Origin of the sequence: Cupriavidus pauculus (assembly GCF_008801835.1) — a bacterium.
GTDB lineage: Bacteria > Pseudomonadota > Gammaproteobacteria > Burkholderiales > Burkholderiaceae > Cupriavidus > Cupriavidus pauculus.
This window is the reverse complement of the sequence record NZ_VZOW01000002.1, coordinates 328611-353089: the sequence shown is the minus strand read 5'-3', so window position 1 is coordinate 353089 and position 24479 is coordinate 328611. Positions and strand designations below refer to the sequence as shown.

The following is a 24479-nucleotide window of genomic DNA, read 5'->3' as shown; positions in this document are numbered from 1 at the left end:
GGCCGAGGCGGGCGGCGTTGCGCAAGCTGGCGGAAGCCGGGAAACCCTGGAAGCCGGAAGCCGACGCCAGGGGCCCGGCTAGTGGACGCCGGATGGCGGACACGGGCGTAAAAAGTGGAGGCGGCGCGGTGCCGGGTTTGGCGTGAATGTCCGCGATTACCCCCTACGTAATCGCGCCGCGGCAGGCTGGTGACGATCATGGAGCCATACCCGATGTTCACCGCTGATTCTCACAAGGAGCACACCATGAGCGAAAACACCGTCAACGCGCCCAACACCGCCCCGGCCCACGTCGTCGATCTCGCCGACCGATATCTGGCCGCCTGGAACGAGACCGACGCCGCCCGCCGTCGCGCGCTGATCGGCCGGACGTGGACCGAATCGGCGGTCTATGTCGATCCGCTGATGCGCGGCGAGGGCCACGACGGCATCGACGCGATGATCGCCGCCGTGCAGGCGCGCTTTCCCGGATTCCAGTTCCGCCGCGTCACGCCAGTGGACGCCCATGGCGGAAACCTGCGCTTCAGTTGGGAGCTGGGCCCGGCCGGCGAGGCTGCGTTGGTGGTGGGCACCGACTTCGCCACGCTGTCGGCCGACGGCCGCCTGACCGGGATGACCGGCTTTATCGACCGCGCACCGGCCGGTCTGGCCGGCTAACGGGGCAGGCCAGGGTCCGGATCGAACGGAATCGACCGGGTCCGAAGCCGGCCGCGCCATGGCGCGGCCTTTCCCTGTGCTGGCCGCCGTCGCGCATCTTCTGTACGATCGCGCACGGAACGCAATGCGCCGGGCCGATCCAATCGGCGCGGAGCCATCCGGCGGCTTCACAGGGGGATACCCATGGACGTCAAGCGATTCTTCCGCATTGCCAGCTCCGCGCTGGTGGCCTTCACGATCTTTGTCGTGCTGGCCGTGGGCGGCACCTACTGGTGGGGCGGCCGCAAGCTGGTCCGCCATATCGACGTGGCGGTGCAGCCGGTGGCGTTGCCCGTCGATGCCAAGGCCATCGCGCATGGCAAATACCTGTACGAATCGCGCGGTTGCATGGATTGCCACGGGGCGGGCGGCGCGGGCAAACAGGTGTTTGACGAAGCCAACGGCTTCCGGGTCCGCGCGCCGGACATCACGCGCGCCAACCCCGACGTGGCCCGCTATCGGATCGAAGACTGGGACCGCGCGATCCGGCATGGCGTGGGGCCCTCGGGCCGACCGCTGCTGGTCATGCCCAGCGAGGACTACAACCGTTTGTCGGACGACGACCTCGGCGCGATAGTGGCGTATGTGCAAAGCCTGCCGCCTGGCGAAGGCAAGCCCGCCGAGATTCATCTGCCGTGGTTTGTGCGCGGCATGTATGGTGCGGGAGTCATCAAGGACGCCGCCGAGAAGATCGACCATAGCCTGCCGCCATCGCCGCCGATCGTCGCCGCGGTCAACGTGGAATACGGCGCTTACGTGGCCAATTCCTGCAAGGGCTGCCACGGCGCCAAACTTCGCGGCGGCAACATTCCCGGCGCGCCGCCGGACTGGCCTGCCGCGGCCAACCTGCGGCCTGGCGGCGTCATGGAAAAATATCCGCAGTCCGCGCAATTCGTGACGATGATGCGCACCGGCAAGCGGCCCGACGGCAGCGATGTCAGCCGCGTCATGCCATTCAGCGCTTTCGAGAAAATGGACGACACCGATCTCAACGCGCTCTATTTGTTCCTGGTGCAGAAATAATCCCTGAAGCGGTGCGCGCCCATGGGTTGAGCGGCGGCGCGCACGCTTTTTCTATTTGAACTATCCTCCTCGGGTCCGTCGGGTTGGCCAGGGATACTGCGCGCCATCGGCCCGGCGGTCTTGCGAATAACCGACTGGGCCACGTACCCAAGGAGCTCCACAAATGACAACCCTCACCCTCAACGGCAAGACCGTGGAGGTGGACGCCGATCCGTCCACGCCACTGTTGTGGGCCTTGCGCGACAACCTCGGCATGACGGGCACCAAGTTCGGCTGCGGCATGGCGTCGTGCGGTGCCTGCACGGTCCATATCAACGGACAGGCCACGCGCAGTTGCGTGATGCCGATCTCGGCCACCGCCGGCAGCAAGATCAGCACGATCGAAGGCATGGGCGACGACAAGGTGGGCAAGGCGGTATTGGCCGCCTGGCTCAAGCACGACGTGGCGCAGTGCGGCTACTGCCAGAACGGCCAGGTGATGAGCGCCGTGGGCCTGCTGCGCAGCAAGCCGCGGCCCACCGACGCCGACATCGATCAGGCCATGGCCGGTAACGTCTGCCGCTGCGGCACCTATCAACGGATTCGCGCGGCCATCAAGGATGCCGCGCGCGCCATCGCCTGAGGAGCACTGCCATGCGTATTCGAGGCATTGAAGCCCTCGCGGGCGGCAGCGGCGCGCCGGTTGCCGGCGCAGAAAAAACTGCCGCGCTGTCGCGGCGCAGCTTTCTGAAGATCACCGGACTGGCCGGCGGCGGGCTGGCGCTCGGTATCGCCGGTGTCGAGTCCGCGCAAGCGCAGGGCGCCGCCGCCAAGCCGGCCACGCCGCCGCAGGCGTTCCTGCGCATCGCGCCGGACAACACCGTCACCGTGGCCGTGAACCGGCTCGAATTCGGCCAGGGCGTGCATACGGCATTGCCGATGGCGCTGGCCGAAGAGCTCGACGTCGATTGGCAAAACGTGCGCGCAATGCTGGCGCCGGCCGGCGACGCATACAAGGATCCGATGTTCGGCATCCAGATGACGGGCGGCTCCACCGCGCTCAATCATTCGTTCGAGCAATACCGCGAACTCGGCGCACGCGCGCGCGCCATGCTGATCAGCGCCGCCGCGCAGAAATGGAAGGTCGATCCGGCCAGCTGCACGACCTCGCAGGGCGTGGTGACATCGGGCGCCAACCGCGCCACGTATGGCGAGCTGGCCGACGCGGCGATGAGCCTGCCGGTGCCGGCGCAGGTCGCGCTGAAGGACCCGGCGCAGTTCCGAATCGTCGGCAAACCGACGCCGCGGCTCGATTCCGCGTCCAAGCTGCATGGCGATGCCGTGTTCGGCATGGATGTGCAGCTCAAGGGCATGGTGGTGGCCGTGGTGGCGCACCCGCCGCGCTTCGGCGGCAAGGTCAAGTCGTTCAACGCGGACAAGGCGCGCAAGGTCAAGGGCGTGGTCGATGTGATGCAGGTGAATGTCGATCGCGGCGGCACGGGCGTGGCGGTAATCGCCAATGGCTACTGGCCCGCCAAGACCGGGCGCGATGCGCTGGAGATCGTCTGGGAAGATACCGGCTCCACGGTCAGCACCGCGGCGCTGTTCGACCAGTACAGCAAGCTCGCGACGCAGCCGGGCACGGTGGCCCGCGCGGCGGACGGCATCGATGGCGCGATGGCCGGCGCGGCCAAGGTGATCGAGGCCGAATACCGTGTGCCGTACCTGGCCCACGCGCCGATGGAACCGCTGAACTGCACGATGCAGCCCGAGGTGTCCGGCAACAAGGTGACTGCCGTGAAGGTGTGGGTCGGGTCGCAGTTCCAGACCATCGACCAGGGCGCCATCGCGCGCACGCTGCAACTGTCGCCGGAGAAAGTCACGTTGAACACGATGATGGCCGGTGGCGGTTTCGGCCGGCGCGCGGTGCCGACGTCGGACTATCTGGTGGAGTCGGCCAACGTGTTGCGTGCGTGGGTGGCCGCAGGCCATACCGAGCCTCTCAAGGTGATGTGGAGCCGCGAGGACGACATCAAGGGTGGCTACTACCGTCCGCTGCACGTGCATCGCGCGCGCATCGGCCTCGATGCGCAAGGCAAGGTGGTGGGCTGGCAGCACACCATCGTCGGCCAGTCGATCATCTCCGGCACGCCGTTCGAACCGATGATGGTCAAGAATGGCGTCGATGCGACGATGACCGAAGGCATCGTCGAAAACGACTACGCATTGCCGCTGCAGCTGAACGTGCATCATCCGAAGGTCGACGTGCCGGTGCTGTGGTGGCGCTCGGTGGGCAACACGCACACCGCCTTCGTCAAGGAAACGCTGGCCGATGAAATGGCCACGGCGGCCAAACAGGATCCCGTGGCATGGCGCATGGCGCGGCTCGACGAAAAGGCGCATGCGCGCCATCGCGCCGCGCTGCAGCTTGCCGTGGACAAATCGGGCTACGGCAAGAAGAAGCTGCCCAAGGGACACGCCTGGGGCGTGGCCGTGCACGAGTCGTTCGGGTCGGTGGTGGCGTATGTGGTCGACGTGTCGCTGGTCAAGGGCGAGCCGCGCGTGCATCGCGTGACCGCCGGCGTGCACGCCAATCGCGTGGTCAATCCGCTCAGTGCCGAGGCGCAGATCCAGGGCGGTTGCGTGTTCGGCTTGTCGATGACCAAGCCGGGGTTTGCCATCGAGATCGAAAACGGCGTGGTCAAGAACAGCAACTTCCCTGACTACCCGCCGCCGCGCATGCCCGATGCACCGGTGGTCGATGTGTTCTTCGTGCCGTCGAACGACAACCCCACCGGACTGGGTGAGCCGGGCACGCCGACCATCGCGCCGGCGGTGGCCAACGCGTTGTTCCGCCTCACCGGCAAGCGCCAGCGTCAGTTGCCGTTCGTGCTGACCTGACGCATCGATCCGGGCCGCGCCAGACCGTTGGCGAGTCCGATATTGACTGTCGCGCTCAAGAGCCCTGCCTGCCGGCAGGGCTCTTTCTTTTTGCGGGCAGTGGCGTCATGATGAGCGTCAATTGCCGCGCGAAGGCCAGCGTCGACAATCCCAGGTTTCATCGGAAAGAGAGGTGGGAGATGCTGTCGCATGATCAATTGCACCGTATCGGGGAGATTTTCGAGGCGCGCGCGCGCATGCAACCCATCCCCGTACAACACGACGGCTATCAAGTCCCCGCCCGCCCTTCGCAGGTCTTCGAACTGCAGCGCAAAAGCGCCGAGCACTATTACCTGCTACCGCATGTACCCGGCGCGCCCGTGCCGCCTGCACACGGCGTGTTCTTCTACGTGATCCTTGCGGCCGATCCGGGGCGGATCTATTGCGGCGCCCCGCAGGGCTCGCTGGCGGGCGCCGATCCGCGATACGGTGTGCAAGGGCATACGTCCTTGTCCAGACGCGCCGACGTGCTCTATGCCGGCGAGATCGACTTTGACCAAGGCCGGCTCGTGTCATGGTCCAACGGCAGCGGGCACTATTCTCCGCCGCCGACATTGCGCGAGCAAAATCTCATCCCCGCGGTGGCGCGGCTGTTACCGGCGCACCGCTTTATCGACTTCCGCACGATGAAGGAAGAGGCCAGGCGCCAGCGGCTGGAGGCGCGCGGCTACGTCGGAATGGATGGCTGAGCTTGAGCGCCGACGCCCTCCGGCCTGCGTGGTCTCTGTGTACTCAAATGACAGCTTGGATCCCGACATTCGGCTTGGACGTTGGTGCGAAGACCGCGTGACATCATCGCTTACCGATCCGGGCCCTGCGCGCTGCGCCACGCCTGCATGAACTTGCGCAAGTCGTCTGCCGATGCATCGGTGATGGCCCAATAACGCATCGTGCCGGACGTCCAGCTGTCGATCTGATATCCCTGACGTTCATGCTGCCTGGCGCCACCCGAGCGGTCGGCGGGAATCACAAAGACGTCGATCGGGTGCTGGTTGCGGCGATAGACCAGCACGGCCACGCGCTGACCGTCGACATAATCGAGCCGTCCCCCCACCAGCGGGAAGCCTGCAGACGCGAGGTCCCGCACATCGGGTGCGTAGTCGATGCGTCCGTTGAACCACGGTTTGACCGTGTGCTGGTCGGTGGAGGCGATATCGATGGCGCGGTTCGAGATCAGGCCGCGTACGTGGCTGGCAACGATCGCGTTGGCCGCGAGGTCGCCCGACGACGGCTGCGTGCTGTACTGAAACAGGTTCAGGCCCACGGCCGCGATGGTGCATGCCGCCAGCGCGGCGGTGGCGGCCGGTGGCCATGCAAACCAGCGGCGCCAGCCTTGGCGCATATCGGCGACGTCCTGCGCCGCGGTGGAAGAGGCGTCCGGCGAGGCATCGGGCGAAGTGCCCGGCAGCGCTTCCAGAATCCGTGCGCGCAATGCTGCCGGTGCGCGATGATAGGGGGCACCGTGCCGCGTGGCGGCGCGCAAGGCCTGCAGGTTGCGCAGGCTTTCGACGCAGCCGTCGCAATCTTCCAGATGCCGCTCCAGCCGTACGCTGTCCGCCGCGCCGACTTCGCCGTCGGCGGTTGCCTGCAGCAGATGGCGGGCCTCATTGCAATCCATGGCGCGTGTCTCCTGCCGGTTGTGCCGATGCCGGCAATGGTGCGGACGCAGGCCGGGCCTGCGGCGGGGCGCCATCGCGCAGCGCTACGACGGCCGCGGCCAGCATGCGCCGCCCGCGCGCCAGGCGCGACATCACGGTGCCGACCGGAATGTCGGCCACGCGTGCGATATCGCGATAGTGCAGTTCCTCGAGTTCGCGCAACACCAGCACCTCGCGAAAGGCCACCGGCAAGGTTTCCAGCGCGGCATGCACCAGCCGCACGTCCTCCTCACGCAGCAGCCACTGTTCCGGATCGCCCGGTGCACCGTGCCAGTCCGGCAAGGCCGCGCCCGAGGCATCGAGCGCGGCTTCGTCATAGCCGGTTTCCGCCGCCGTCCGGCGCTTCTGCCACGTGGTGAACCACGTATTGCGCACGATCGCCAGCAGCCACGGGCGCGGTTGGTCGCCGCGAAAGCTGCCGAACAGCCGGAACGCGCGCAGAAACGCTTCCTGCACCACATCGTCCGCATCGCTGGCGTTGCCGCACAGCCAGCGCGCAAGGTTGTAGGCGGCGTCCAGATGCGGCAGCACCAGGGATTCGAAACGGCGGCGCGTGTTGGCGGCGTCCAAGTCAGTCCTTCGGTAGCGGATCGAACGGGCACTGCGGCATGCGTGCATCTCCTTCGTATTACCGGGGCTGCGCCGATTCTATTCCCGCGCCGCACCGCGCGCCAACGGGGTAGACCCGCAGGGAATAAAACGGCGCGCGCCCCGGTATGACAGGCACGACCCACGCCATGAACGGAGGTTTTCATGCAACGAAACTGGAATCGGCGCGATGTGATGCGCCTGGCTGGCGCCGCGGCGGGCGCCGTGTTCGTCTCCGCCTTGCCGGGCTGGGCCGCCGGCCGCGACGAGGATTTCGTGTTCGTGCAGTTGTCCGACGCGCACTGGGGCTTCGAAGGGCCGCCCAATCCCGATGCGCGCGGCACGCTGCCCAAGGCTGTCGCCGCCGTCAACGCGCTGCCGCAGCCGCCCGACTTCGTGATGTTCACGGGCGACCTGACCCACACTACCGACGATGCCGCCGAACGCCGGCGCCGCATGCGCGAATTCCGCGACATCATCGCGCCGCTGCGCGCCGGCGCGGTGCACCTGATGCCTGGCGAGCACGACGCCAGCCTGGACAACGGCGAGGCGTATCGCGAACTGTTCGGGCCCACGCACTACACCTTCGATCACAAGGGTTTGCACGCGATCGTGCTGGACAACGTATCTGACCCCGCAGGGCAAGTGGGCGAAGCGCAACTGGCCTGGTTGGCCGATGATCTGTCGAAGCAGCGGCGCGACGCGCGGATCGTGGTGTTCACCCACCGGCCGTTGTTCGACCTGTATCCGCAGTGGGATTGGGCCACGCGCGATGGCGCCAAAGTGATCGACACGCTGATGCCGTATTCCAACGTCACGGTGTTCTATGGCCATATCCACCAGGAGCATCACCGCATGACCGGACATATCGCCCATCACGCCGCGCGGTCGTTGATGTTTCCGCTGCCGCCGCCCGGATCGCAGCCGCGCCGCCTGCCGGTGCCGTGGGACGCCGCGCATCCCTATCAGGGGCTGGGTTGGCGCGAGGTGGCGGCCACGCCGGCGGCGGGACCGGATGCGTTCCGGCTGGCCGAGCAGCCGGTCACCGGACGGGGCTGACCATGACGACGCCCGTTTTTTGCGGCAAGCCGGTCGGGCGGCGCACGGTGCTGCGCTGGATCGCCGCCGCCGTGATGGTGCCGATGATCCGGCAGGGCGATGCGGCGGCGCCGCGCGTGATCGCGATGCGCGCGCGCCGTTTTGTCTTCATTCCCGACCGCATCGTCTTGAAGCCCGGCGAAACCGTGCTGCTGGCGATTACCGCCGAGGACGTGATCATGGGATTTTTCGCGCCCGATATGCACGTGCGCGCCGACCTGCCGCCCGGCAAGGCGGTGCAAGTGCGGCTGACCGCGCCCACCAAGCGCGGCAGCTATGGATTCCTGTGCGACATCTTCTGCGGATCGGGCCACGAGAGCATGGGCGGCACGATCGACGTCGCATAGCGTTGGCCGGCCGCCAGACTGGCCGCCGCCTTGCCTCCCTTTGTTCCCGGCGCTTCTCCATGCCGTGGATTGGCGCACCTGCAAACGGCCGTTCGCCGCGCGGCGGCGGCCGGGGAGGATGCCGGGCCGTAAATCGATCGTCTGACGCAACAGGCAGTGATTGCGCGTCGTATGCGCGATACGGCCGGCATATTGGCGCTTATTTCCGACGTGCGATGGCTCGTAGTGGTGCATCATCGATGCCTACGCGGCAATTCCATCGACGGAGAAGAACATGGAGACCCAGGAAAGCACCCTGACCCTAGCGTTGCTGACGGTGCCGGCCCGTGCAGCAATCTGCCGCGCCCTGCTGGAGGCGGGCGACGAGGGCCAGCCTGCCATCGCCCTGGCGACCGCCGCCGGGTTGACGGTGCGGCGCGCGGCACATTTCTTTCAGGAAATGGTGCAGGCCGACGTCCTGTCGCTGGTGATCCGGGACCGCCAGGTCTGCTACGTGCTCAAGGCGCGTCGGGCCGTGCGCGAGGCGCTCGAGTACGTCGATCGCAGCGGCTTGAACTGATTGTGCTTTCTTCTGCGCAAAAACGGCCCGTCCCGGTCAACTGACGGGCCGCATTTCCCGTTCATTGAGGGCGGCGCCTGCGTGCGCCGTACCTTGCCTTGCACCCAGGAATCCAACTGTGAATCTATCGAACCGGATCGTCACGCTGCCGTTGTGGGCGGTCCTGTATTTCGTTTTCGGCTACGCATCGCACAAGATCAACGGGCCATTTGCCGCCACCGGCTATATCTGGCTGCCTGCCGGTGTGTCGGTGGCAGCCTTCATGCTGGCGCCGGCGCGCCGCTGGGTGGGGCTGGGTCTGGCATTTCTGGCCGCGCAGATGCTGCTGGGCGTGGTGGAAGGGCGCGACGCGTTCCGCATGCTGTTGTTTTCGCTGGACGAGATCGGCTTTGCGGCGCTGGCCGTGGCGCTGGTCCACATGATGCAGTTTTCGCTCGAAGGGCTGGCGTTCCTGCGCGGACTGCTGCTGGCGGGCGTGGTCAGCAGCGTCGGCGGCGCGGTCTTCGGCGCGGGCTGGTTCTGGCTGTTCATGGACGTGCCGTTCTGGCCCACCGCCAAGGTGTGGGCGGCGGCCGACTTCGTTGGCGTGCTGATCGTCACGCCGGTCTTGGCCGGATGGGCGCGCTTCAGTGCCGCACGCTCGGGCGGGCGCCGCAGCGGCGAATTCGTGTTCGGCATTGCCGCGCTGCTTGCCGTGCTGGTCACCGCGGCGGTCGTGTTCGACGGTACGCGCGTGGTGCGATTGTCGCTCGATGTGTCGTACGCGCTGACTTATATCCCGCTGTTTTTCACGGCCATCGTTGCGCTGCTGCTGGGCGGACGGGGCGGATCGATCGCCGTGGCGCTGCTGTCGGCACTGGTGCTCGTCAACACCGCGCAGGGCGACGGCCCGTTTGCCGACACGGCCGTCTATCACGGCTATTCGCTGCTGGTGGCGCAGTTGTACCTGGCCGTCGCGGCCTTGCTGACGCTGTTGATCAGCACGCTGAGCACGGCGCGCCAGCAATTGCACGAGCAGGCTGCCAGCCGCCAGAACGACGTCGAGCTGGCGCTGGCTGCCAGCGGGCAACTGGTCTACAACCTCGATCCGCATAGCGGACGGCTGCGCTGGAGCGGCAGTGTCGAACGCGCGTTTGGCCTGGCCGAAGCGTCGCTGGCCACGCTCGACGACGTACTGGCGCGCGTGCATCCGGACGATCGCGCCGAGGTGCGCCGCCGCTGGCTGCGCGAAAGCGACGGCGAGGCGCGCGGCGACCTGACCTTCAGGCTGATGCTGCCGGCCGGGGCCGTGACGACGGTGGTCGACATGAGCGGCCCGCTGCTCGATGGGGATGATTCGGTGGCGCTGATTGCCGGCGCCTGGCGCATCGCGTCCTCGCATGACACCGAGGGACGGCGCGCGGCATGACGATCGACCCGGCTCCGCGTACCGGAGCCCTGCTGATCCACGGTCTTGGCGGCACACAGTACGACCTCGGGCCGATGCACAAGGTGCTGCGGCGCGCGGGCGTGGAAACGCACGCGGTGACGCTGCCCGGCCACGGCGGCACGCCCGCGGATCTTCTTTCCGTGCGGGCCGAGCAATGGATGGCGACGGTTGCCGAAGCGTATGACGCGCTGGTGGACCAGTACGAAACCTTCCACGTGATCGGCATGTGCATGGGCGCGCTGCTGGCCGTGGCGTTGTGCGAACGTCGCCAGCATCGCAAGGGGCGGCTGGTGGCCCTGTCGACGCCGGTCTATATCGACGGCTGGTCCACGCCGCCGTACCGCTGGCTGCGCCATGTGGTCTATCGCCTGCCGCTGCTGCCGGCGCGCATCCGGGTGGAGGAAAACGAGCCGTTCGGCATCAAGAGCGATCTGGTGCGCGCCGTGGTCAAGGCCAAGTTCGAGCGCGGCGACAATTTCCACTATCGCTGGGTGCCGCTCACCTGCATCCGCCAGGTCGACCGGCTGCGCCGCTGGGTGCTCGACGGCGCGCGGCGCGTGCCGTCCCCGACGCTGGTGGTGCATGCGCGCGAGGACGAACTGACCTCGACGCGTTCGGCCGATTTCCTGCTGACCAACGTGCCGCAGGCCACGGGCGTGATCGTCGAGAACAGCTACCACATGATCTGCGTCGACAACGATCGGGAGCAGGTCATGGCCAGCGTGCTCGACTTTCTCGGCCTCGACGCATCGGCGGGCCGCATGCGCGCGCGCCGCGCGGTCGAAGCGCCGATGTCGGCCGAAGCGGTGGCGGCACTGGTGCACGATTACCTCGCGGCGCTGACCACGCGCCATTTCGAAACGCTGTACTCGCAACTCGATCCGGACATCGTCTGGACACACCTCGGCAATCATCCACTGGCCGGCGAATACAACGGCCGCGATGCCGTGATCGGCCTGTTCCAGCGGATTGCCCAACTGAGCGGCGACACGGTGCGCATCGACGTGGCGGGCGCGCCGCGCATCGACGGGCAGATCGTGGAAGTCGATATCGCCGTGTCGTACCTGCTAGACGGCGTGCCGATGCAGGGCCACGGCACGCAGACATTGCGGCTGCGCAACGGCCGCATCGGCGCGGTGCAATACCGCTCGGCCATGTCCGAGGCCAGCGCCGAGGCGCTGCCGGGCTAAGCCGTCGGAGGGTTCGACGGCGGGTCCGGCCGCCGGCCGGCGCATCGCGTGCTATGCCGCCGAATCGCCCGACTCGCCCGAATCGCATGGCCGATTCCCCGCCGATACACCGGCTGCCGCGACGACCTAGAACACGCGGCCCAACTGCAGATAGACGTTCCACACACCGGCCGGCGCCGCCGCAAAGCCGAAGTAGAGCGGCCCGATCACGCTGTTGCCGCCGATGAACACGCTGGCGCTCGACTTGTACGGGCCGCTGCCGAAGTTGCGGCGCGTCAGCCAGACATCGCCGACTTCGAGGCTCGATCCAAAGACCGTGGTGCGCAGGCCGGGCAGCACGAATTCGCGCAGCTCGTTCAGGTAGGTCAGGCGACCGTACAGCAGATAGTTGCCCGAGAACTGGTCCGGCGCGTACGCCGACAGCCGCTGGAATCCACCCAGCGTGAAACCCAGTCCGCCGCTGACGCTGCGGTCGGTGCGATGGTCGTTGTAGGTCATCGCGCCTTCGGCGGCGATATTGAGCGTATGCCGCCCGACACTGCCGGCCCACAACGCCTTGGCGTGCACATCGTCATAGGTGTTGTCCGCGCCGCCGAACGAAAACTGGTTCACCGCAAACAGGTAGTAGCCCTTGCGCGGGTAGAGCGGATCGTCGAGCTGGTCGATGGTCAACTGGGCGCGTACCACCGGCTGCCGCACGTAGCTGTTGTTGAACTGGCCGCCGCGTGCGTTGGTCAGCAGGTAATCGGAGCGGTAGCGCACCTGCTGGTAATTCGCGCCAAGCCGGAAATCTCCGAGGCGCCCCAGCGGCATGCCGAGGTCAAGGCCGGCTATCGCCGTGTCGACGCGCACGGCGGTCACCGGCGTGGCGTTGCGGTCGCGGCTGTTGTCCGGATAGATGTCGACATGCTTGCGGCCATATTCGAGATACGGCGCCACATAGAAGCCCAGGCGGTCGAACACCGGCTGGCGCAGTTCGGTATGCCACTTCGCCTGGTTGCTGCCCAGCACGATATCGTTGCGCCATTCCAGCCCGCTTTGGGTCAGCCACGGATAGCGGTGGCCTAGTTGCAGGTTGAACGCGCCCTTGCCGTCGAAGGTGGTGGACATACCGAAGCCGAACAGCAGGAATTGCGGTCCCCACGATTTTTCCTGGGCGTCCACCTTGAGCACGGTGCGTCCGTTCTCGGTCACCGCGTCCTGCGTCACGCTCTCGAAATCGCCGCTGGTGGCCAGCTGCGTCAGATCGTGATTGATCGCGGCGGTGTCGTAGCGGTCGCCTTCGCGCGCGCGCAGGTACTGTTTCACATAGGACGCCGGGATGCGGCCCGACGTGTGGACCTCGATCGCGTCGATATGACGCGGGTCGTTGGCGGCAACATGGGTGGCACGCGCGGTCAGGTAGTTGTCCCACGCTTCGCGCGGCAGCGCCAGCGCGGCCAGCCTTGGCGCCATGGCCTGCGCGGCGTCGTAGCCGCGCTGCACGCTGTCCTTGGCGTGCGAGAAATCGGCAAACGACAGCGTGCCCAGGTCCGGTTCCAGCAGGATGTCGCGCGCGCCGAGCAGCGCCTTCTGCTGCGCCACGTTCTGGTTGGTCAGGATCGTCACCATTTGCTGCGTGACGGCCGCGGGCGAATCGAGCGTGGCAGGATCATCCAGCGGCGTGGCGACGTTGACCGCGATGATCACCTCGGCGCCCATGTCGCGCGCCATCTGCACTGGCAGGTTGCTGACCAGGCCCCCATCGACCAGCGTATGGCCATCGAGCCTGAACGGCGCGAACAGGCCGGGCACGGCCACGCTGGCGCGGATCGCGCGCGGCAGCGAACCACGGCTGAGCACCACTGGCGCGCCGGTGCCCAGGTCGGTGGCGATGGTCCGGAACGGGATGGGCAGCGTGTTGAAATCGACATCGCCGGGCCAGGCGGCGGTCCAGTCCTGCAGCAGCGTAAACAGCTTGTTGCCCTGCACCAGGCCCACCGGCAGCTTGACGCGGCCGTCGCCGATGCCGGCGGAGATGCCGATCGGATACTGGAAGTCATCTTCGCGCAGCGCCTGCGGCAGCTGCGCGCGCTCGTTGCGGTCGAACACGATGTCGCTCAGATTGGTGCGCGACAGCCGCGCGTCGAGTTCATCGGCTGACATCCCGCTGGCGTACAGCCCGCCTACCACGGCGCCCATGCTGGTGGCGGCAATGCAGTCGACCGGCACGCGCATGCGCTCAAGCGCCTTGAGCACGCCAATATGCGCATAGCCGCGCGCGCCGCCGCCGGACAGCACCACGCAGACCCGCGGTCGGACGCCGTCGGGTGCGGCCCGCGCCGCTTGCGGGCTGGCCGGATCCTGCGCGTGGGCCTGCCGCATCGCGACCAGCGCGAGCAGAAGGCAAAACATGGCAAGACAGCGCGACGCGATGCGGCGCTGCCCGATGGCGAGACTTGACATGACGATGGCGTCGGACGGGTAAGGTGCGGTGGGACGAGAGGCGGTGCGCGGCGCGCGCGGCGCCACACAGGCAAACGCGGCGGCGGGGGTTTGCGACGACACGCCGGACGCCTCGCAGGGTAGGGTGTCGCGGGGATCGACGCAATTCCCACGCGGCCTCGGGTATACCCCCATTAAGTCGTTGTCTTGAAAACGACTCACCCCGTCCCTATAATTAGCACTCCCTGGGGGAGAGTGCTAACAGCCGACCCCGGCGGTAGACTGAAAACTTGATGGCCGCCTGACCATGACGGCCATTTGTGAATCAAATCTCACTTTTTGTATCTAGGAGTCCGTATGAACCTGCGTCCTCTGCACGACCGTGTGATCGTGAAGCGTCTGGACAACGAAACCAAGACCGCGTCCGGCATCGTGATTCCCGACAATGCAGCCGAAAAGCCCGATCAAGGCGAAGTGCTCGCCATCGGCCCGGGCAAGAAGGATGACAAGGGCAACAGCATCGCCCTCGACGTCAAGGTGGGTGACCGCGTGCTGTTCGGCAAGTATGCCGGCCAGGGCGTGAAGGTGGATGGCCAGGAACTGCTGGTCATGCGCGAAGAAGACATCATGGCTGTCGTCAACAAGTAAGCGACGCCGGTCTCTCGTTTCAGTCGTACCCAATTTTCAGATCGCCCCGCCCAGGCGGGGCGCTCCATCCCAGATTCGGAGATTCAGAACATGGCAGCAAAAGACGTAGTGTTCGGCGACGCCGCACGTGCCAAGATGGTCGAAGGCGTGAACATCCTCGCCAACGCAGTGAAGGTGACCCTGGGCCCGAAGGGCCGCAACGTGGTGCTGGAGCGCAGCTTCGGCGGCCCGACCGTGACCAAGGACGGCGTGTCCGTGGCCAAGGAAATCGAACTGAAGGACAAGCTGCAGAACATGGGCGCGCAGATGGTCAAGGAAGTGGCTTCCAAGACCAGCGACAACGCCGGTGACGGTACCACCACCGCAACCGTGCTGGCCCAGTCGATCGTGCGCGAAGGCATGAAGTTCGTTGCCGCCGGCATGAACCCGATGGACCTGAAGCGCGGCATCGACAAGGCCGTTGGCGCCGCCGTCGAAGAGCTGAAGAAGCTGTCGAAGCCGACCACCACCAGCAAGGAAATCGCCCAGGTTGGCGCCATCTCGGCCAACAGCGATGCATCGATCGGCGAGCGCATCGCCGAAGCGATGGACAAGGTTGGCAAGGAAGGCGTGATCACCGTCGAAGACGGCAAGTCGCTGGCCGACGAGCTGGAAGTCGTGGAAGGCATGCAGTTCGACCGTGGCTACCTGTCGCCGTACTTCATCAACAACCCGGAAAAGCAGGTTGTCGCCCTGGACAACCCGTTCGTGCTGCTGTTCGACAAGAAGGTCTCGAACATCCGCGATCTGCTGCCGGTGCTGGAGCAAGTGGCCAAGGCTGGCCGTCCGCTGCTGATCATCGCTGAAGACGTGGAAGGCGAAGCCCTGGCCACGCTTGTGGTGAACAACATCCGCGGAATCCTGAAGACCGCCGCCGTCAAGGCCCCGGGCTTCGGCGACCGCCGCAAGGCCATGCTGGAAGACATCGCCATCCTGACCGGCGGCACCGTGATCGCCGAGGAAGTCGGTCTGACGCTGGAAAAGGCTACGCTGCAGGACCTGGGCCAGGCCAAGCGCATCGAGATCGGCAAGGAAAACACCATCATCATCGACGGCGCTGGCGATGCAGGCGCGATCGAAGGCCGTGTGAAGCAGATCCGCGCCCAGATCGAGGAAGCCACCTCGGACTACGACCGTGAAAAGCTGCAAGAGCGCGTGGCCAAGCTGGCCGGCGGTGTTGCCGTGATCAAGGTTGGCGCTGCCACCGAAGTCGAAATGAAGGAAAAGAAGGCCCGCGTGGAAGATGCACTGCACGCCACGCGCGCTGCCGTGGAAGAAGGTATCGTCCCCGGTGGTGGTGTGGCCCTGCTGCGCGCCCGCGCTGCGATCTCGGCACTGACCGGCGACAACGCCGACCAGAACGCCGGTATCAAGATCGTGCTGCGCGCCATGGAAGAGCCGCTGCGCCAGATCGTGCTGAACGCCGGTGAAGAGGCTTCGGTCGTGGTGGCCAAGGTCATCGAAGGCAAGGGTAACTACGGTTACAACGCCGCTTCGGGCGAGTACGGCGACCTGGTGGAAATGGGCGTGCTGGATCCGACCAAGGTGACCCGCACCGCGCTGCAGAACGCCGCTTCGGTGGCTTCGCTGATGCTGACGACCGACTGCGCCGTGGCCGAAACGCCGAAGGAAGAGTCGGCTCCGGCAATGCCGGGCGGCATGGGTGGCATGGGCGGCATGGAAGGCATGATGTAATTCATCCCGGACTGCCGGGCCAACCAGCCTGTCAGAAAAAACCCCCGAGTGGCGCAAGCCCTCGGGGGTTTTTCTTTATGGCGGCCGCGCGCGCTGGCGCGAAGCGGCGTGTCGAAGAAGTTGCTGGCGATGCAGAAATCGATGCGCCCGAGAGCGCCGACGCAGCCGTTGCCCGCGCCGCGCCGTTGGATTGCCGTTCAGAGCTCGACCACCTTGCTCCAGTCGAAGACCGGATTCTCGGGCGCGCCGCTGCGCCGGGAAATATAGCCGCGCGGATTGCAGACCACGCGGGAGTCGTCGATCCAGTAGTCGAAGCTGGTGTGGGTATGGCCGTGGATCCAGAGATCGGCTTGCGCAACCAGATCGGGCCGGCGCGACAGGAATCCGGCCGACACCACGTCGTGCGCATATCGGGCGTCGAGGCTGCCGAGGTCGGGGCCGTGATGCGTGACCACCACGGTCTTGCCATCGAACGGCTGCGCCAGCGTTTGTGCCAGCCATGCCGTGGCCGCCTGGTGGCGTGCCAGCGCGTCAGCGGGCGTGAACATGCGATGCTGGCCGTCGTCGCCGGCCGTGGCGATCAGCCGATGGTCGACCATCACGCGCGAACAGGCCTCCATGGCCTCGTCCATGCGGTTCTCGCCATACAGGCAGTAGTCAGTCCACCATGTGGTGCCGATCACGCGCACACGCTGGCCGCGGGCATCCTCGAACACGGCCACGTCGCCGTTCAGCAGCGTGACGTTGCCCGATTCCGCCGCGCCGTCCGCCATCAGGCGGTCCACCTTGTCGAACGCACTTTCGTAGTATTCGTGATTGCCGGGCACATAGACCACCGGCGCACTGAACGCGCCCGCGGCCCAGTCGATGCCGTCGCGGCCGTTGGCGATATCGCCGGCCAGAATGACCAGATCGGCCGCGCAATCGGGCACGGCGTCGGGCGTGTTGTGCTCCAGATGAATGTCGCTGAGGATGCGTAACTTCATGGAATTTCCCGCGCAGTGGCAATGACGTGCGGTCGATTCTTCGAAAAAAAGACGGCCTGGTCAAGACCAGGCGCATAAACAAGCGCAGCGCACGGTCCTGCGGGCGCCGACTCTTTCCGTTCTGAATCCTCGCGCCAAAAGTGACGCTTGTTGTTAGGCGTAGGAAGCGTCCGCTATGTCCACATAACGGACGCCATAAACGAGAGATGTTTCAGGTGCGAGACGGCCATGTCGATTCTGCAACCTGCTCGCGCAGCCACGCATGAAAGCGCTGGATGGCCTTTTCGCGCGGATTGCCTTCGCGCCATGTGACCCAGTAGTGCAGGCTGGACGGAATGCGCGTGGTGCCGATCTGCACAAGCTGTCCGCTGGCCAGATAGTCGTGCGCCAGTTGCGCCCGCGCCGTGGCCACGCCCAGTCCCGCCACGGCCGATTGCAGCATCAGGCCGGCGTCCTGGAAGATCGGGCCGCGCTCGGGTTCGTCGGGCGGCAGGCCGGCCAGTACCAGCCAGTCGCGCCATGGCCGCAGCGCAAAGCGCAGCATCGGCAGGTTGGGCAGATCGGCGATGGTGAAACCGGGATACCGGGCCAGCAGGGCGGGGCTGGCCACCGCGATCACATGGTCTTCGATGAGGTTGTGGCACTCGAATCCGGGTAGATCGACACGCTGGTGCCAGATGCCGACATCGACGGAATACGGATCGGGCGGCGAAATTTCCGCATGCAGTCGCAGATGCAGATCCAGTTCCGGCGCTTGCGCGTGGAGGCTGGGCAGCCGCCGGATCAGCCAGGCGTTGGCCAGATCGGCCATCACGCTGACCTGCAGCCGCACCACGGGCGGGGCGGCGACGTCGCTGGCTTCGCGCAGCGCCGCCTCGAGCTGGTCCAGCGCGCCGCGCACCTGTTCGGCCAGGCGTGCGCCGGCGCTGGTGGGCGTCATCGACAGGCCCGTGCGCCGGAACAGCTTGGTGCCGAGGTTACTCTCGAGCGCGCGGATATGGTGGCTGATGGCGCTGTGGGTGAGCGCCAGCTCTTCGGCTGCGCGCGAGAAACTGCGGTGCCGCGTGGCGGCTTCCAGTGCGCGCAAGGCCTGGAGCGGAGGTAGGTGAGGAGGACGGTTGGCAGCCATGGTTTTCCATAAGTCGTCAAATTCTACTCACAATTGCTGCGGGTATCTTTCGCTGGTCTTGCACCACGACGGTGATCACAATGCTGGGCATGAATGCATCCACCGTTAATTCCACCCGTTCGGCCACTTCGGCCTCGCAACCCCATCACGCCTCACCGGCACGCTGGCGCGTGCTGGCTTTCTTTTCGCTCGGCTTCCTGGTGTCATACATCTTCCGCGGCGTCAATCTGGGCTTCGCGCCGTATCTGACGCGCGAACTGGGGCTTACCGCGGGCGACCTGGGTCTGCTCACGAGCTTCTACTTCCTGGGCTTTGCCTGCGCGCAGTTGCCCGCCGGCATTCTGCTCGACCGCTTCGGGCCGCGCCGCACCGAGGCCGTGCTGCTGATGCTGGCCGTGGCTGGGTCGCTGGTGTTTGCCACCGCGCCGGGCATGGCCGGGCTGGCCGCCGGTCGCGCGATGATCGGCGTCGGCGTTTCGGTGTGCCTGGGCGCGGCGATCCAGGCGCTGTCGATGTGGTTTCCGCTCTCGCGCATGCCGTTGCTCAACGGGCTGGTGATGGCGATCGGCGGCCTGGGCGCGGTCGTGGTCGGCACGCCGCTGTCCTGGCTGCTGTCGTGGACCGACTGGCGCACGGTCAGCGTGGGCATGGCGGTCGTGTCGTTCGGCATGGCCGTGCTGCTATGGTTCGGCGTGCCCGACGTCAAGCGCGTGGGCAAGGAGAGCTTTGCCGAGCAGATGCGCGGCACGCGGCAGATTCTGGGCAGCGAGCGCTTCTGGCGCGTGGTGCCGCTGACGCTGCTCAATCAGGGCATCTTCCTTGCCGTGCAGACGCTTTGGGTCAGCGCCTTCATGCGCGACGTGCAGGGGCTGGCCGCGGGCGAGGCGGCGCGGCTGGTTTCCGTGATCGGCATGGCCATGATGGCCGGCTGCGTGGGCGCCGGCTGGGCCGCACGCCATCTGGAGCGGCGCGGCATCAGCCTGTATGCGTTTGCAGGTTTCGGGATGATGAGCTTCATCGTGATCCAGTTGCTGCTGATGGCACGGCTGCCGTTTGTGCCGCTGAGCCTGCTGTGGGGCGCCTACGGCGTGTTCGGATCGAGCGGCATCCTGACCTACGCGCTGCTGGCACGGCGCTTTCCCGATGCGTTGATCGGGCGCGCCACCACGGCGATGACGCTGACGGTGTTCCTGGCCACCTTCGTGTTCCAGATCGGCATCGGCTTCGTGCTCGACTTCTTCCCGGCTACGGGCGGCCACTATCCGGTGTCGGCGCACATGATGGTGTGGGCCGGACTGGTCGCCGTGCAGGTGCTGGCCGCGATCTGGTACCTGATGGAAAAACGCCCCTAGCGTTTCGGGCGCTCCTGCCGCCTACAGGATGATCGGGCGGTCGTCGAGTTCGTTGGGATTGCGGCCAGCATCGGCCGGAAAGTGCTCGGTCAGCAGCGCATGGATCTGGGCGATGGCGGCGAGCACGGGTTTGACCGACAGGTCTTGCGCCAGGCCCTGCGCCAGCGTATTGCAGATGCCGTGCCAAAGGCGCGGATCGACGCGGGCGTCGATGCCGCGATCGGCCAGCAGTTCGACGGCGTGATCGGCCAGGTTGATATACAGCAGCACGCCCGAGTGATCCTCGGTATTCCACACTTCCAGCGCGCCGAACAGTGCGCGGGCGCGATCGCGCGGCGACGCACCGCGCCAAGCCAGAGACAGCGGCAGGCTGGCCTCGATCACCACGCGCACTTCGCCGCGATGATGTTGTTCGCCCTTGTGCACGGCCACCTGCAACTGGTGTCGCGCGTCACGCGGAAACGCCTTGCGCGCCGTCCGCGTGCCATGGCCAAGATGACGCAGCGTGCGCTTGAGCGAAAGGTGCAACGGCAGACGCGGTGCAGAAGTTTGTTGCATCGAATGCTCCCGTTACCAGTTGCCGGACGCGCCGCCGCCATCGAACCCGCCGCCCCCGCCGCCGCCGAAACCGCCGCCACCGGAGCCGCCACCAAAACCTCCGCCATCGCCACCACCGCCACCCCAGCGCCGGCCGATCTCATAGCCGGTCATGCCGCCGAGTCCGCCCGCGGTACCGGTGGGCCAGCCGCGACGGCCGGTCACGATATGCGGGCTGCCGCCGCGGCGCAGCATCGCCGACAGAAAGAAGAACACGATGATCGCCAGGGGGAACAGCACCGGCAGCCAGTCGCCCAGCACGACGTTGCCCTGCGCGGCCTTGCGCTGCGGCGCGGCCAGTCCTTCCTTGTCGATGGTGGCCTGGATGGCCGAGACGCCGGCCGCCAATCCGCCATAGAAATCGTTCTGCCGGAAGTGCGGCGCCATCACGTCCTGCAGGATGCGGTTGGACATCGCGTCGGTCAGCGATCCCTGCACGCCGCGTCCTACTTCGATGCGCATCTTGCGCAGGCCGGGCGGGTTGTTTTTGGCGATCAGCACGATCACGCCATCGTCGATGCCCTTGCGCCCCGCGCGCCATGCGTCGGCCACGCGGATGCTGTAGGCGTCGAGCGTTTCCGGTTCGGTGGTCGGCAGCATCAGCACGAAGATCTGGCTGCCACGCTGCTGCTCGTATTCGGCCAGCACGTTTTCCAGCGCGCTGCGCTGGTCGGCGCTGAGCGTGCCGGTCAGATCGGTCACGCGCGCGGTCAATGGCGGCACGGCCACAAAGCCGTCGGCGGCCCACGCGGGCGCGGCCAGCGTCAAGGCGAGCAGGCACAGGGCGATCAGTCTGCGCATGGCGGCCGGAGCAAGGAGCGAAGCGAGCGCGATGGGCATGGCAAGCGCAGGGCCGAAGCGGTCATGATCAGAACTTCACCGCAGGCGGTGTCGAGATGGCTTTCTCGTTTTCCACCGTGAACGACGGCTTGACCGGGTACTTGAACACCATCGCCGTCAGGTTGGTGGGAAAGCTGCGGGCCAGCACGTTGTAGTCCTGCACCGCGGCGATATAGCGTTGGCGTGCCACCGTGATGCGGTTCTCGGTGCCTTCGAGCTGCGATTGCAAATCGCGAAATCCGGCATCGGCCTTGAGCTGCGGATAATTTTCGGAGACGGCCAGCAGGCGCGACAGCGCGCTGGTCAACTGGCCTTGCGCCTGCTGGAAGCGGGCGAACGCCTCGGGGTCGTTCAGTGTTTCGGGCGATACCTGGATGCTGGTGGCCTGCGCGCGCGCCTTGGTCACGGCTTCGAGCGTCTCGCGCTCATGCGTGGCGTAGCCCTTGACCGTGTTGACAAGATTCGGAATCAGATCGGCGCGGCGTTGATACTGGTTGACCACTTCGCCCCACGCGGCCTTCACGGCTTCGTCCTTTTTCTGGAAGTCGTTGTAGCCGCAGGCGGAAAGCAGACTGGCCAGCAGGCCAAGAACGATCCAGCGGAACAGGGCAGGGGTGGAAACAGTACGCATCAAGAAACTCCTGGAATGTCCGGTAACGATGGGGACGGCAATTCTGGAGTGTAGCGCAGCGCCCGCGCGACGCCGGCCGCATTTTGGCGGTCGCGCCATGGCCGCGGCCGTGGTAGATTGGCTGCCATGTCGCGTCCAGCCCGTCATTTTCCGATCCGCCTCGCTCCCGCCATGGGTGCGTCGGCTGCGGCTGCGCGCGCCAAAGCCAAAAAACAGCCGCTCGTCTGACCGGAGCGCGCTGTTCCGTCAGATGGGCGACGGAACAGCAGCACCGGCTCGATCGGCTTACCCGCCTCGCGTTTTCCAGCCAAGTGCCCTGCGGCGTCGTGCATCGACGGTTTCCCGATCGGTCGATCCGGAGTTTTCTCGATGCAAACGACACAGCCGACACAACATGCCATGCACGGTATCTGGCTGCCGCTGGTGACCCCTTTTCTTGATGACGCCCGGCAGGGCGTCGACCATGGCGCGCTGCGGCGCATGGTGACGCACTATCGCGCCGCCGGTCTGGCCGGCATCGTGGTCTGCGGCAGCACCGGCGAAGCAGCCGCGCTCGATGCGGCCGAGCAACTGGCGGTACTGGACACGGTGCTGGAAGCGGCCGGCGATCTGCCCGTGACGATGGGGCTTGCCGGCAATCATCTCGGGCACATGCTGGCGCGGCTGCGCGAGCTGGACGCGCGGCCACTGGCCGGCGTGCTGGTGCCCGCGCCGTACTACATCCGCCCGTCGCAGGCCGGGCTGCGCGACTGGTTTGCGCGGCTGGCCGACGCCTCGCGCGCGCCGCTCGTGCTCTATGACATCCCGTATCGCACCGGTGCCACGCTGACGCTGGAAACGCTGTTGGCGCTGGCCGATCACGACAATATCGTCGCGATCAAGGACTGCGGCGGCAATGCGCATACCACGCAGGCGTTGATCGCCGACGGACGGCTGTCGGTACTGGCTGGCGAGGATCACCAACTGCTGGGGACGCTGGCGCTGGGCGGGCAGGGCGCGATCATCGCCTCGGCGCACTGCCGGCCCGACCTGTTCGTCGAGATCTGGCGCGCCATGGCAGCCGGGCGGCTGGACCACGCGCGTCGTCTGTTTCATGCACTGACGCCGCTGATCGAGGCGTTGTTCGCCGAACCGAACCCGGCGCCGCTCAAGGCGCTGCTGGCGCGGCAAGGCTGGTTGCGCAACGTGCTGCGCGCGCCGATGACCACCGCGGCGCCGCAACTGGACGCGCGGCTGGCGGGGTTGCATGAGGCATTGGAGACGGCGCTGCCGCCCGCGCCGCAGGCGTCGCTCAGCCGGCCTTGAAGGCGCGCGCGGCGGCGGCCAGCGTGGCGTCGATGATCGCGTCGTCGTGCCGGGCCGATACGAAACCGGCTTCGAATGCCGACGGCGCCAGATACACGCCTTCGTTGAGCATGGCGTGGAAGAAGCGGTTGAAGCGGCCCACATCGGCCTGCGTGACCTCGGCAAAGCTGGTCGGCACGGCGTTGGTGAAATAGATGCCGAACATGCCGCCGATGGCATCCGCGGCGAACGGTACGCCCGCCGCGCGCGCGGCGGCGGTCAGGCCATCGGCAAGCTTGCGGGTTTGCGCGGTCAGACTGTCATAGAAGCCGGGCGCCTGGATCAGCTTCAGCGTGGTCAGGCCCGCGGCCACGGCCAGCGGGTTGCCGGACAGCGTGCCGGCCTGATACACGCCACCCAGAGGCGCCAGCTTGGCCATGATGTCGCGCCGGCCGCCGAACGCCGCCGCCGGCATGCCGCCGCCGATCACCTTGCCCAGGCAGGTCATGTCCGGCCTGATGCCGTAGTGCGCCTGCGCGCCGCCCAGCGCCACGCGGAAGCCGGTCATCACCTCGTCGAAGATCAGCACGGCGCCGTGCTCGCTGCACAGGTTGCGCATCGACTGCAGGAAGGCCTTGCTGGCGCGCACCAGATTCATGTTGCCGGCCACCGGTTCGACGATGACCGCGGCGATCTCGCCCTTGTGGCGCGCGAAGGCTTCCTCGAGCTGCGTCACGTTGTTGTACTCAAGCACCATCGTGTGGCGCGTGACATCGTTCGGCACGCCGGCCGACGATGGCGCATTCTGCGTGGTGTCCGCAAACGTCAGCAGCCCGGACCCGGCCTTGACCAGCAGGCTGTCGGCATGGCCGTGGTAGCAGCCCTCGAACTTGACGATCAGGTCGCGCCCAGTGAAGCCGCGCGCCAGGCGCAGCGCGCTCATCGTGGCTTCGGTGCCGGAAGAGACCAGGCGCACCTGCTCGATCGACGGCACCAGCTTGCAGATTTCCTCGGCCATGACGATCTCGCCTTCGGTCGGCGCGCCGAACGAAAAGCTCAGGCCAGCGGTCTCCTGCACGGCGCGCACCACATCGGGGTGCGCGTGGCCGACGATCATCGGACCCCAGGAGCCGATGTAGTCGATGTACTGCTGTCCATCGGCATCCCACATATAGGCGCCTTCGGCGCGCGTGATGAAGCGCGGCGTGCCGCCCACGGAGCGGAAGGCGCGCACGGGCGAGTTGACGCCACCGGGGATGGTTTGCTGGGCGCGATCGAAAAGCTGCTGGTTACGGGACATGGGATCTGGCTGAAAGATTCAGGAAATAGACAGGCGTCCGGCCTGGT

Annotated in this window: 23 protein-coding genes; 14 read left to right on the top strand and 9 right to left on the bottom strand. The window is 66.6% G+C overall.

The annotated features are described in order from the left end of the window. Positions 1-246 precede the first annotated feature (246 nt). From F7R19_RS04330 to F7R19_RS04310, 5 genes are all read left to right on the top strand, one after another. Positions 247-657: a nuclear transport factor 2 family protein gene (locus F7R19_RS04330; RefSeq protein ID WP_061958992.1), complete on the top strand. Its 411-nt coding sequence runs from the start codon at positions 247-249 to the stop codon at positions 655-657. Between the two features lie 183 nt (positions 658-840). Next, a complete protein-coding gene (locus F7R19_RS04325) occupies positions 841-1719 on the top strand; it encodes a c-type cytochrome (RefSeq protein WP_061958967.1) in 879 nt (292 codons plus the stop codon). Positions 1720-1882: 163 nt separating this feature from the next. Beyond that, positions 1883-2341 (top strand): (2Fe-2S)-binding protein, encoded by a 459-nt coding sequence (locus F7R19_RS04320; RefSeq protein ID WP_061958968.1) that lies wholly within the window; start codon positions 1883-1885, stop codon positions 2339-2341. An 11-nt stretch (positions 2342-2352) separates the two neighbouring features. Further along, complete coding sequence (locus F7R19_RS04315; RefSeq protein ID WP_150979467.1) at positions 2353-4599, top strand: xanthine dehydrogenase family protein molybdopterin-binding subunit; 2247 nt, start codon at positions 2353-2355, stop codon at positions 4597-4599. 107 nt (positions 4600-4706) lie between these two features. Next, a complete protein-coding gene (locus tag F7R19_RS04310) occupies positions 4707-5327 on the top strand; it encodes a hypothetical protein (RefSeq protein WP_150979466.1) in 621 nt (206 codons plus the stop codon). Between the two features lie 110 nt (positions 5328-5437). Here F7R19_RS04310 and F7R19_RS04305 read toward each other — a convergent pair whose 3' ends face one another. Together F7R19_RS04305 and F7R19_RS04300 are read right to left on the bottom strand one after the other, a co-directional pair. Continuing rightward, positions 5438-6256 carry an anti-sigma factor family protein gene (locus F7R19_RS04305; RefSeq protein ID WP_150979465.1) on the bottom strand — a complete coding sequence of 273 codons (819 nt, stop codon included), beginning with the start codon at positions 6254-6256 and terminating at the stop codon, positions 5438-5440. Then, positions 6243-6866, bottom strand: a complete 624-nt coding sequence (locus tag F7R19_RS04300) for an RNA polymerase sigma factor (RefSeq protein WP_150979464.1) — start codon at positions 6864-6866, stop codon at positions 6243-6245. The genes F7R19_RS04305 and F7R19_RS04300 overlap by 14 nt, the downstream gene beginning before the upstream one ends. A gap of 183 nt (positions 6867-7049) precedes the next feature. Between F7R19_RS04300 and F7R19_RS04295 the strand changes: the two genes are divergently transcribed. The 5 genes from F7R19_RS04295 to F7R19_RS04275 all read left to right on the top strand — a co-directional run bounded on the left by F7R19_RS04295 (position 7050) and on the right by F7R19_RS04275 (position 11507). Beyond that, complete coding sequence (locus tag F7R19_RS04295) at positions 7050-7943, top strand: metallophosphoesterase family protein (RefSeq protein WP_150979463.1); 894 nt, start codon at positions 7050-7052, stop codon at positions 7941-7943. 2 nt (positions 7944-7945) lie between these two features. After that, on the top strand, positions 7946-8329 hold the full coding sequence (locus F7R19_RS04290; RefSeq protein ID WP_150979462.1) for a cupredoxin domain-containing protein: 384 nt from the start codon (positions 7946-7948) through the stop codon (positions 8327-8329). A 274-nt stretch (positions 8330-8603) separates the two neighbouring features. Beyond that, the gene (locus tag F7R19_RS04285) at positions 8604-8888 is read left to right on the top strand and encodes an ArsR family transcriptional regulator (protein WP_150979461.1); all 285 of its coding nucleotides are present in this window, start codon (positions 8604-8606) and stop codon (positions 8886-8888) included. A 118-nt stretch (positions 8889-9006) separates the two neighbouring features. Continuing rightward, positions 9007-10296: an MASE1 domain-containing protein gene (locus F7R19_RS04280; RefSeq protein ID WP_061958975.1), complete on the top strand. Its 1290-nt coding sequence runs from the start codon at positions 9007-9009 to the stop codon at positions 10294-10296. Next, a complete protein-coding gene (locus F7R19_RS04275; protein ID WP_150979460.1) occupies positions 10293-11507 on the top strand; it encodes an alpha/beta fold hydrolase in 1215 nt (404 codons plus the stop codon). Before F7R19_RS04280 ends, F7R19_RS04275 begins: the two co-directional genes overlap by 4 nt. A gap of 126 nt (positions 11508-11633) precedes the next feature. On the opposite strand, the gene F7R19_RS04270 is transcribed toward F7R19_RS04275, so the two are convergent. Beyond that, complete coding sequence (locus F7R19_RS04270; RefSeq protein ID WP_150979498.1) at positions 11634-13952, bottom strand: patatin-like phospholipase family protein; 2319 nt, start codon at positions 13950-13952, stop codon at positions 11634-11636. Positions 13953-14288: 336 nt separating this feature from the next. On the opposite strand from F7R19_RS04270, the gene groES reads away from it, so the two are divergent. Further along, a complete protein-coding gene (gene groES, locus F7R19_RS04265; RefSeq protein ID WP_061958978.1) occupies positions 14289-14579 on the top strand; it encodes a co-chaperone GroES in 291 nt (96 codons plus the stop codon). Between the two features lie 90 nt (positions 14580-14669). Beyond that, complete coding sequence (gene groL / locus F7R19_RS04260) at positions 14670-16313, top strand: chaperonin GroEL (protein WP_061958979.1); 1644 nt, start codon at positions 14670-14672, stop codon at positions 16311-16313. 197 nt (positions 16314-16510) lie between these two features. Here groL and F7R19_RS04255 read toward each other — a convergent pair whose 3' ends face one another. Together F7R19_RS04255 and F7R19_RS04250 are read right to left on the bottom strand one after the other, a co-directional pair. Continuing rightward, positions 16511-17299, bottom strand: coding sequence for a metallophosphoesterase (locus tag F7R19_RS04255; protein ID WP_150979459.1), 789 nt, complete (start codon positions 17297-17299; stop codon positions 16511-16513). A 211-nt stretch (positions 17300-17510) separates the two neighbouring features. Continuing rightward, entirely contained in the window at positions 17511-18428 is a 918-nt protein-coding gene (locus F7R19_RS04250) for a LysR substrate-binding domain-containing protein (protein WP_061958981.1), read from the bottom strand. A gap of 80 nt (positions 18429-18508) precedes the next feature. Between F7R19_RS04250 and F7R19_RS04245 the strand changes: the two genes are divergently transcribed. Further along, the gene (locus tag F7R19_RS04245; protein ID WP_084004173.1) at positions 18509-19780 is read left to right on the top strand and encodes an MFS transporter; all 1272 of its coding nucleotides are present in this window, start codon (positions 18509-18511) and stop codon (positions 19778-19780) included. Between the two features lie 21 nt (positions 19781-19801). Here the strand turns inward: F7R19_RS04245 and F7R19_RS04240 are convergent, their stop codons facing one another. The 3 genes from F7R19_RS04240 to F7R19_RS04230 all read right to left on the bottom strand — a co-directional run bounded on the left by F7R19_RS04240 (position 19802) and on the right by F7R19_RS04230 (position 21848). Next, positions 19802-20338 carry a TPM domain-containing protein gene (locus F7R19_RS04240; protein ID WP_150979458.1) on the bottom strand — a complete coding sequence of 179 codons (537 nt, stop codon included), beginning with the start codon at positions 20336-20338 and terminating at the stop codon, positions 19802-19804. Positions 20339-20350: 12 nt separating this feature from the next. Further along, positions 20351-21178: a TPM domain-containing protein gene (locus F7R19_RS04235; protein ID WP_099047631.1), complete on the bottom strand. Its 828-nt coding sequence runs from the start codon at positions 21176-21178 to the stop codon at positions 20351-20353. Between the two features lie 67 nt (positions 21179-21245). Next, positions 21246-21848: a LemA family protein gene (locus F7R19_RS04230; protein WP_061958984.1), complete on the bottom strand. Its 603-nt coding sequence runs from the start codon at positions 21846-21848 to the stop codon at positions 21246-21248. 369 nt (positions 21849-22217) lie between these two features. Between F7R19_RS04230 and dapA the strand changes: the two genes are divergently transcribed. Next, positions 22218-23153 carry a 4-hydroxy-tetrahydrodipicolinate synthase gene (dapA, locus tag F7R19_RS04225; protein ID WP_150979457.1) on the top strand — a complete coding sequence of 312 codons (936 nt, stop codon included), beginning with the start codon at positions 22218-22220 and terminating at the stop codon, positions 23151-23153. Here the strand turns inward: dapA and hemL are convergent. Further along, entirely contained in the window at positions 23140-24432 is a 1293-nt protein-coding gene (gene hemL, locus F7R19_RS04220; RefSeq protein ID WP_150979456.1) for a glutamate-1-semialdehyde 2,1-aminomutase, read from the bottom strand. The genes dapA and hemL overlap by 14 nt on opposite strands. Between the last annotated feature and the right edge of the window lie 47 nt (positions 24433-24479).

Bases quoted from the DNA above. Each gene is read 5' to 3' on its own strand.
- F7R19_RS04305 (WP_150979465.1), bottom strand. From the start codon at position 6,256: ATGGATTGCAATGAGGCCCGCCATCTGCTGCAGGCAACCGCCGACGGC.
- F7R19_RS04285 (WP_150979461.1), top strand. From the start codon at position 8,604: ATGGAGACCCAGGAAAGCACCCTGACCCTAGCGTTGCTGACGGTGCCG.
- F7R19_RS04235 (WP_099047631.1), bottom strand. From the start codon at position 21,178: ATGCGCAGACTGATCGCCCTGTGCCTGCTCGCCTTGACGCTGGCCGCG.
- F7R19_RS04270 (WP_150979498.1), bottom strand. From the start codon at position 13,952: ATGTCAAGTCTCGCCATCGGGCAGCGCCGCATCGCGTCGCGCTGTCTT.
- F7R19_RS04230 (WP_061958984.1), bottom strand. From the start codon at position 21,848: ATGCGTACTGTTTCCACCCCTGCCCTGTTCCGCTGGATCGTTCTTGGC.
- F7R19_RS04320 (WP_061958968.1), top strand. From the start codon at position 1,883: ATGACAACCCTCACCCTCAACGGCAAGACCGTGGAGGTGGACGCCGAT.
- F7R19_RS04295 (WP_150979463.1), top strand. From the start codon at position 7,050: ATGCAACGAAACTGGAATCGGCGCGATGTGATGCGCCTGGCTGGCGCC.
- F7R19_RS04310 (WP_150979466.1), top strand. From the start codon at position 4,707: ATGATGAGCGTCAATTGCCGCGCGAAGGCCAGCGTCGACAATCCCAGG.
- F7R19_RS04325 (WP_061958967.1), top strand. From the start codon at position 841: ATGGACGTCAAGCGATTCTTCCGCATTGCCAGCTCCGCGCTGGTGGCC.
- F7R19_RS04315 (WP_150979467.1), top strand. From the start codon at position 2,353: ATGCGTATTCGAGGCATTGAAGCCCTCGCGGGCGGCAGCGGCGCGCCG.
- groES (WP_061958978.1), top strand. From the start codon at position 14,289: ATGAACCTGCGTCCTCTGCACGACCGTGTGATCGTGAAGCGTCTGGAC.
- F7R19_RS04240 (WP_150979458.1), bottom strand. From the start codon at position 20,338: ATGCAACAAACTTCTGCACCGCGTCTGCCGTTGCACCTTTCGCTCAAG.
- F7R19_RS04290 (WP_150979462.1), top strand. From the start codon at position 7,946: ATGACGACGCCCGTTTTTTGCGGCAAGCCGGTCGGGCGGCGCACGGTG.
- F7R19_RS04255 (WP_150979459.1), bottom strand. From the start codon at position 17,299: ATGAAGTTACGCATCCTCAGCGACATTCATCTGGAGCACAACACGCCC.
- F7R19_RS04330 (WP_061958992.1), top strand. From the start codon at position 247: ATGAGCGAAAACACCGTCAACGCGCCCAACACCGCCCCGGCCCACGTC.
- groL (WP_061958979.1), top strand. From the start codon at position 14,670: ATGGCAGCAAAAGACGTAGTGTTCGGCGACGCCGCACGTGCCAAGATG.
- hemL (WP_150979456.1), bottom strand. From the start codon at position 24,432: ATGTCCCGTAACCAGCAGCTTTTCGATCGCGCCCAGCAAACCATCCCC.
- F7R19_RS04250 (WP_061958981.1), bottom strand. From the start codon at position 18,428: ATGGCTGCCAACCGTCCTCCTCACCTACCTCCGCTCCAGGCCTTGCGC.
- F7R19_RS04275 (WP_150979460.1), top strand. From the start codon at position 10,293: ATGACGATCGACCCGGCTCCGCGTACCGGAGCCCTGCTGATCCACGGT.
- F7R19_RS04245 (WP_084004173.1), top strand. From the start codon at position 18,509: ATGCTGGGCATGAATGCATCCACCGTTAATTCCACCCGTTCGGCCACT.
- dapA (WP_150979457.1), top strand. From the start codon at position 22,218: ATGCAAACGACACAGCCGACACAACATGCCATGCACGGTATCTGGCTG.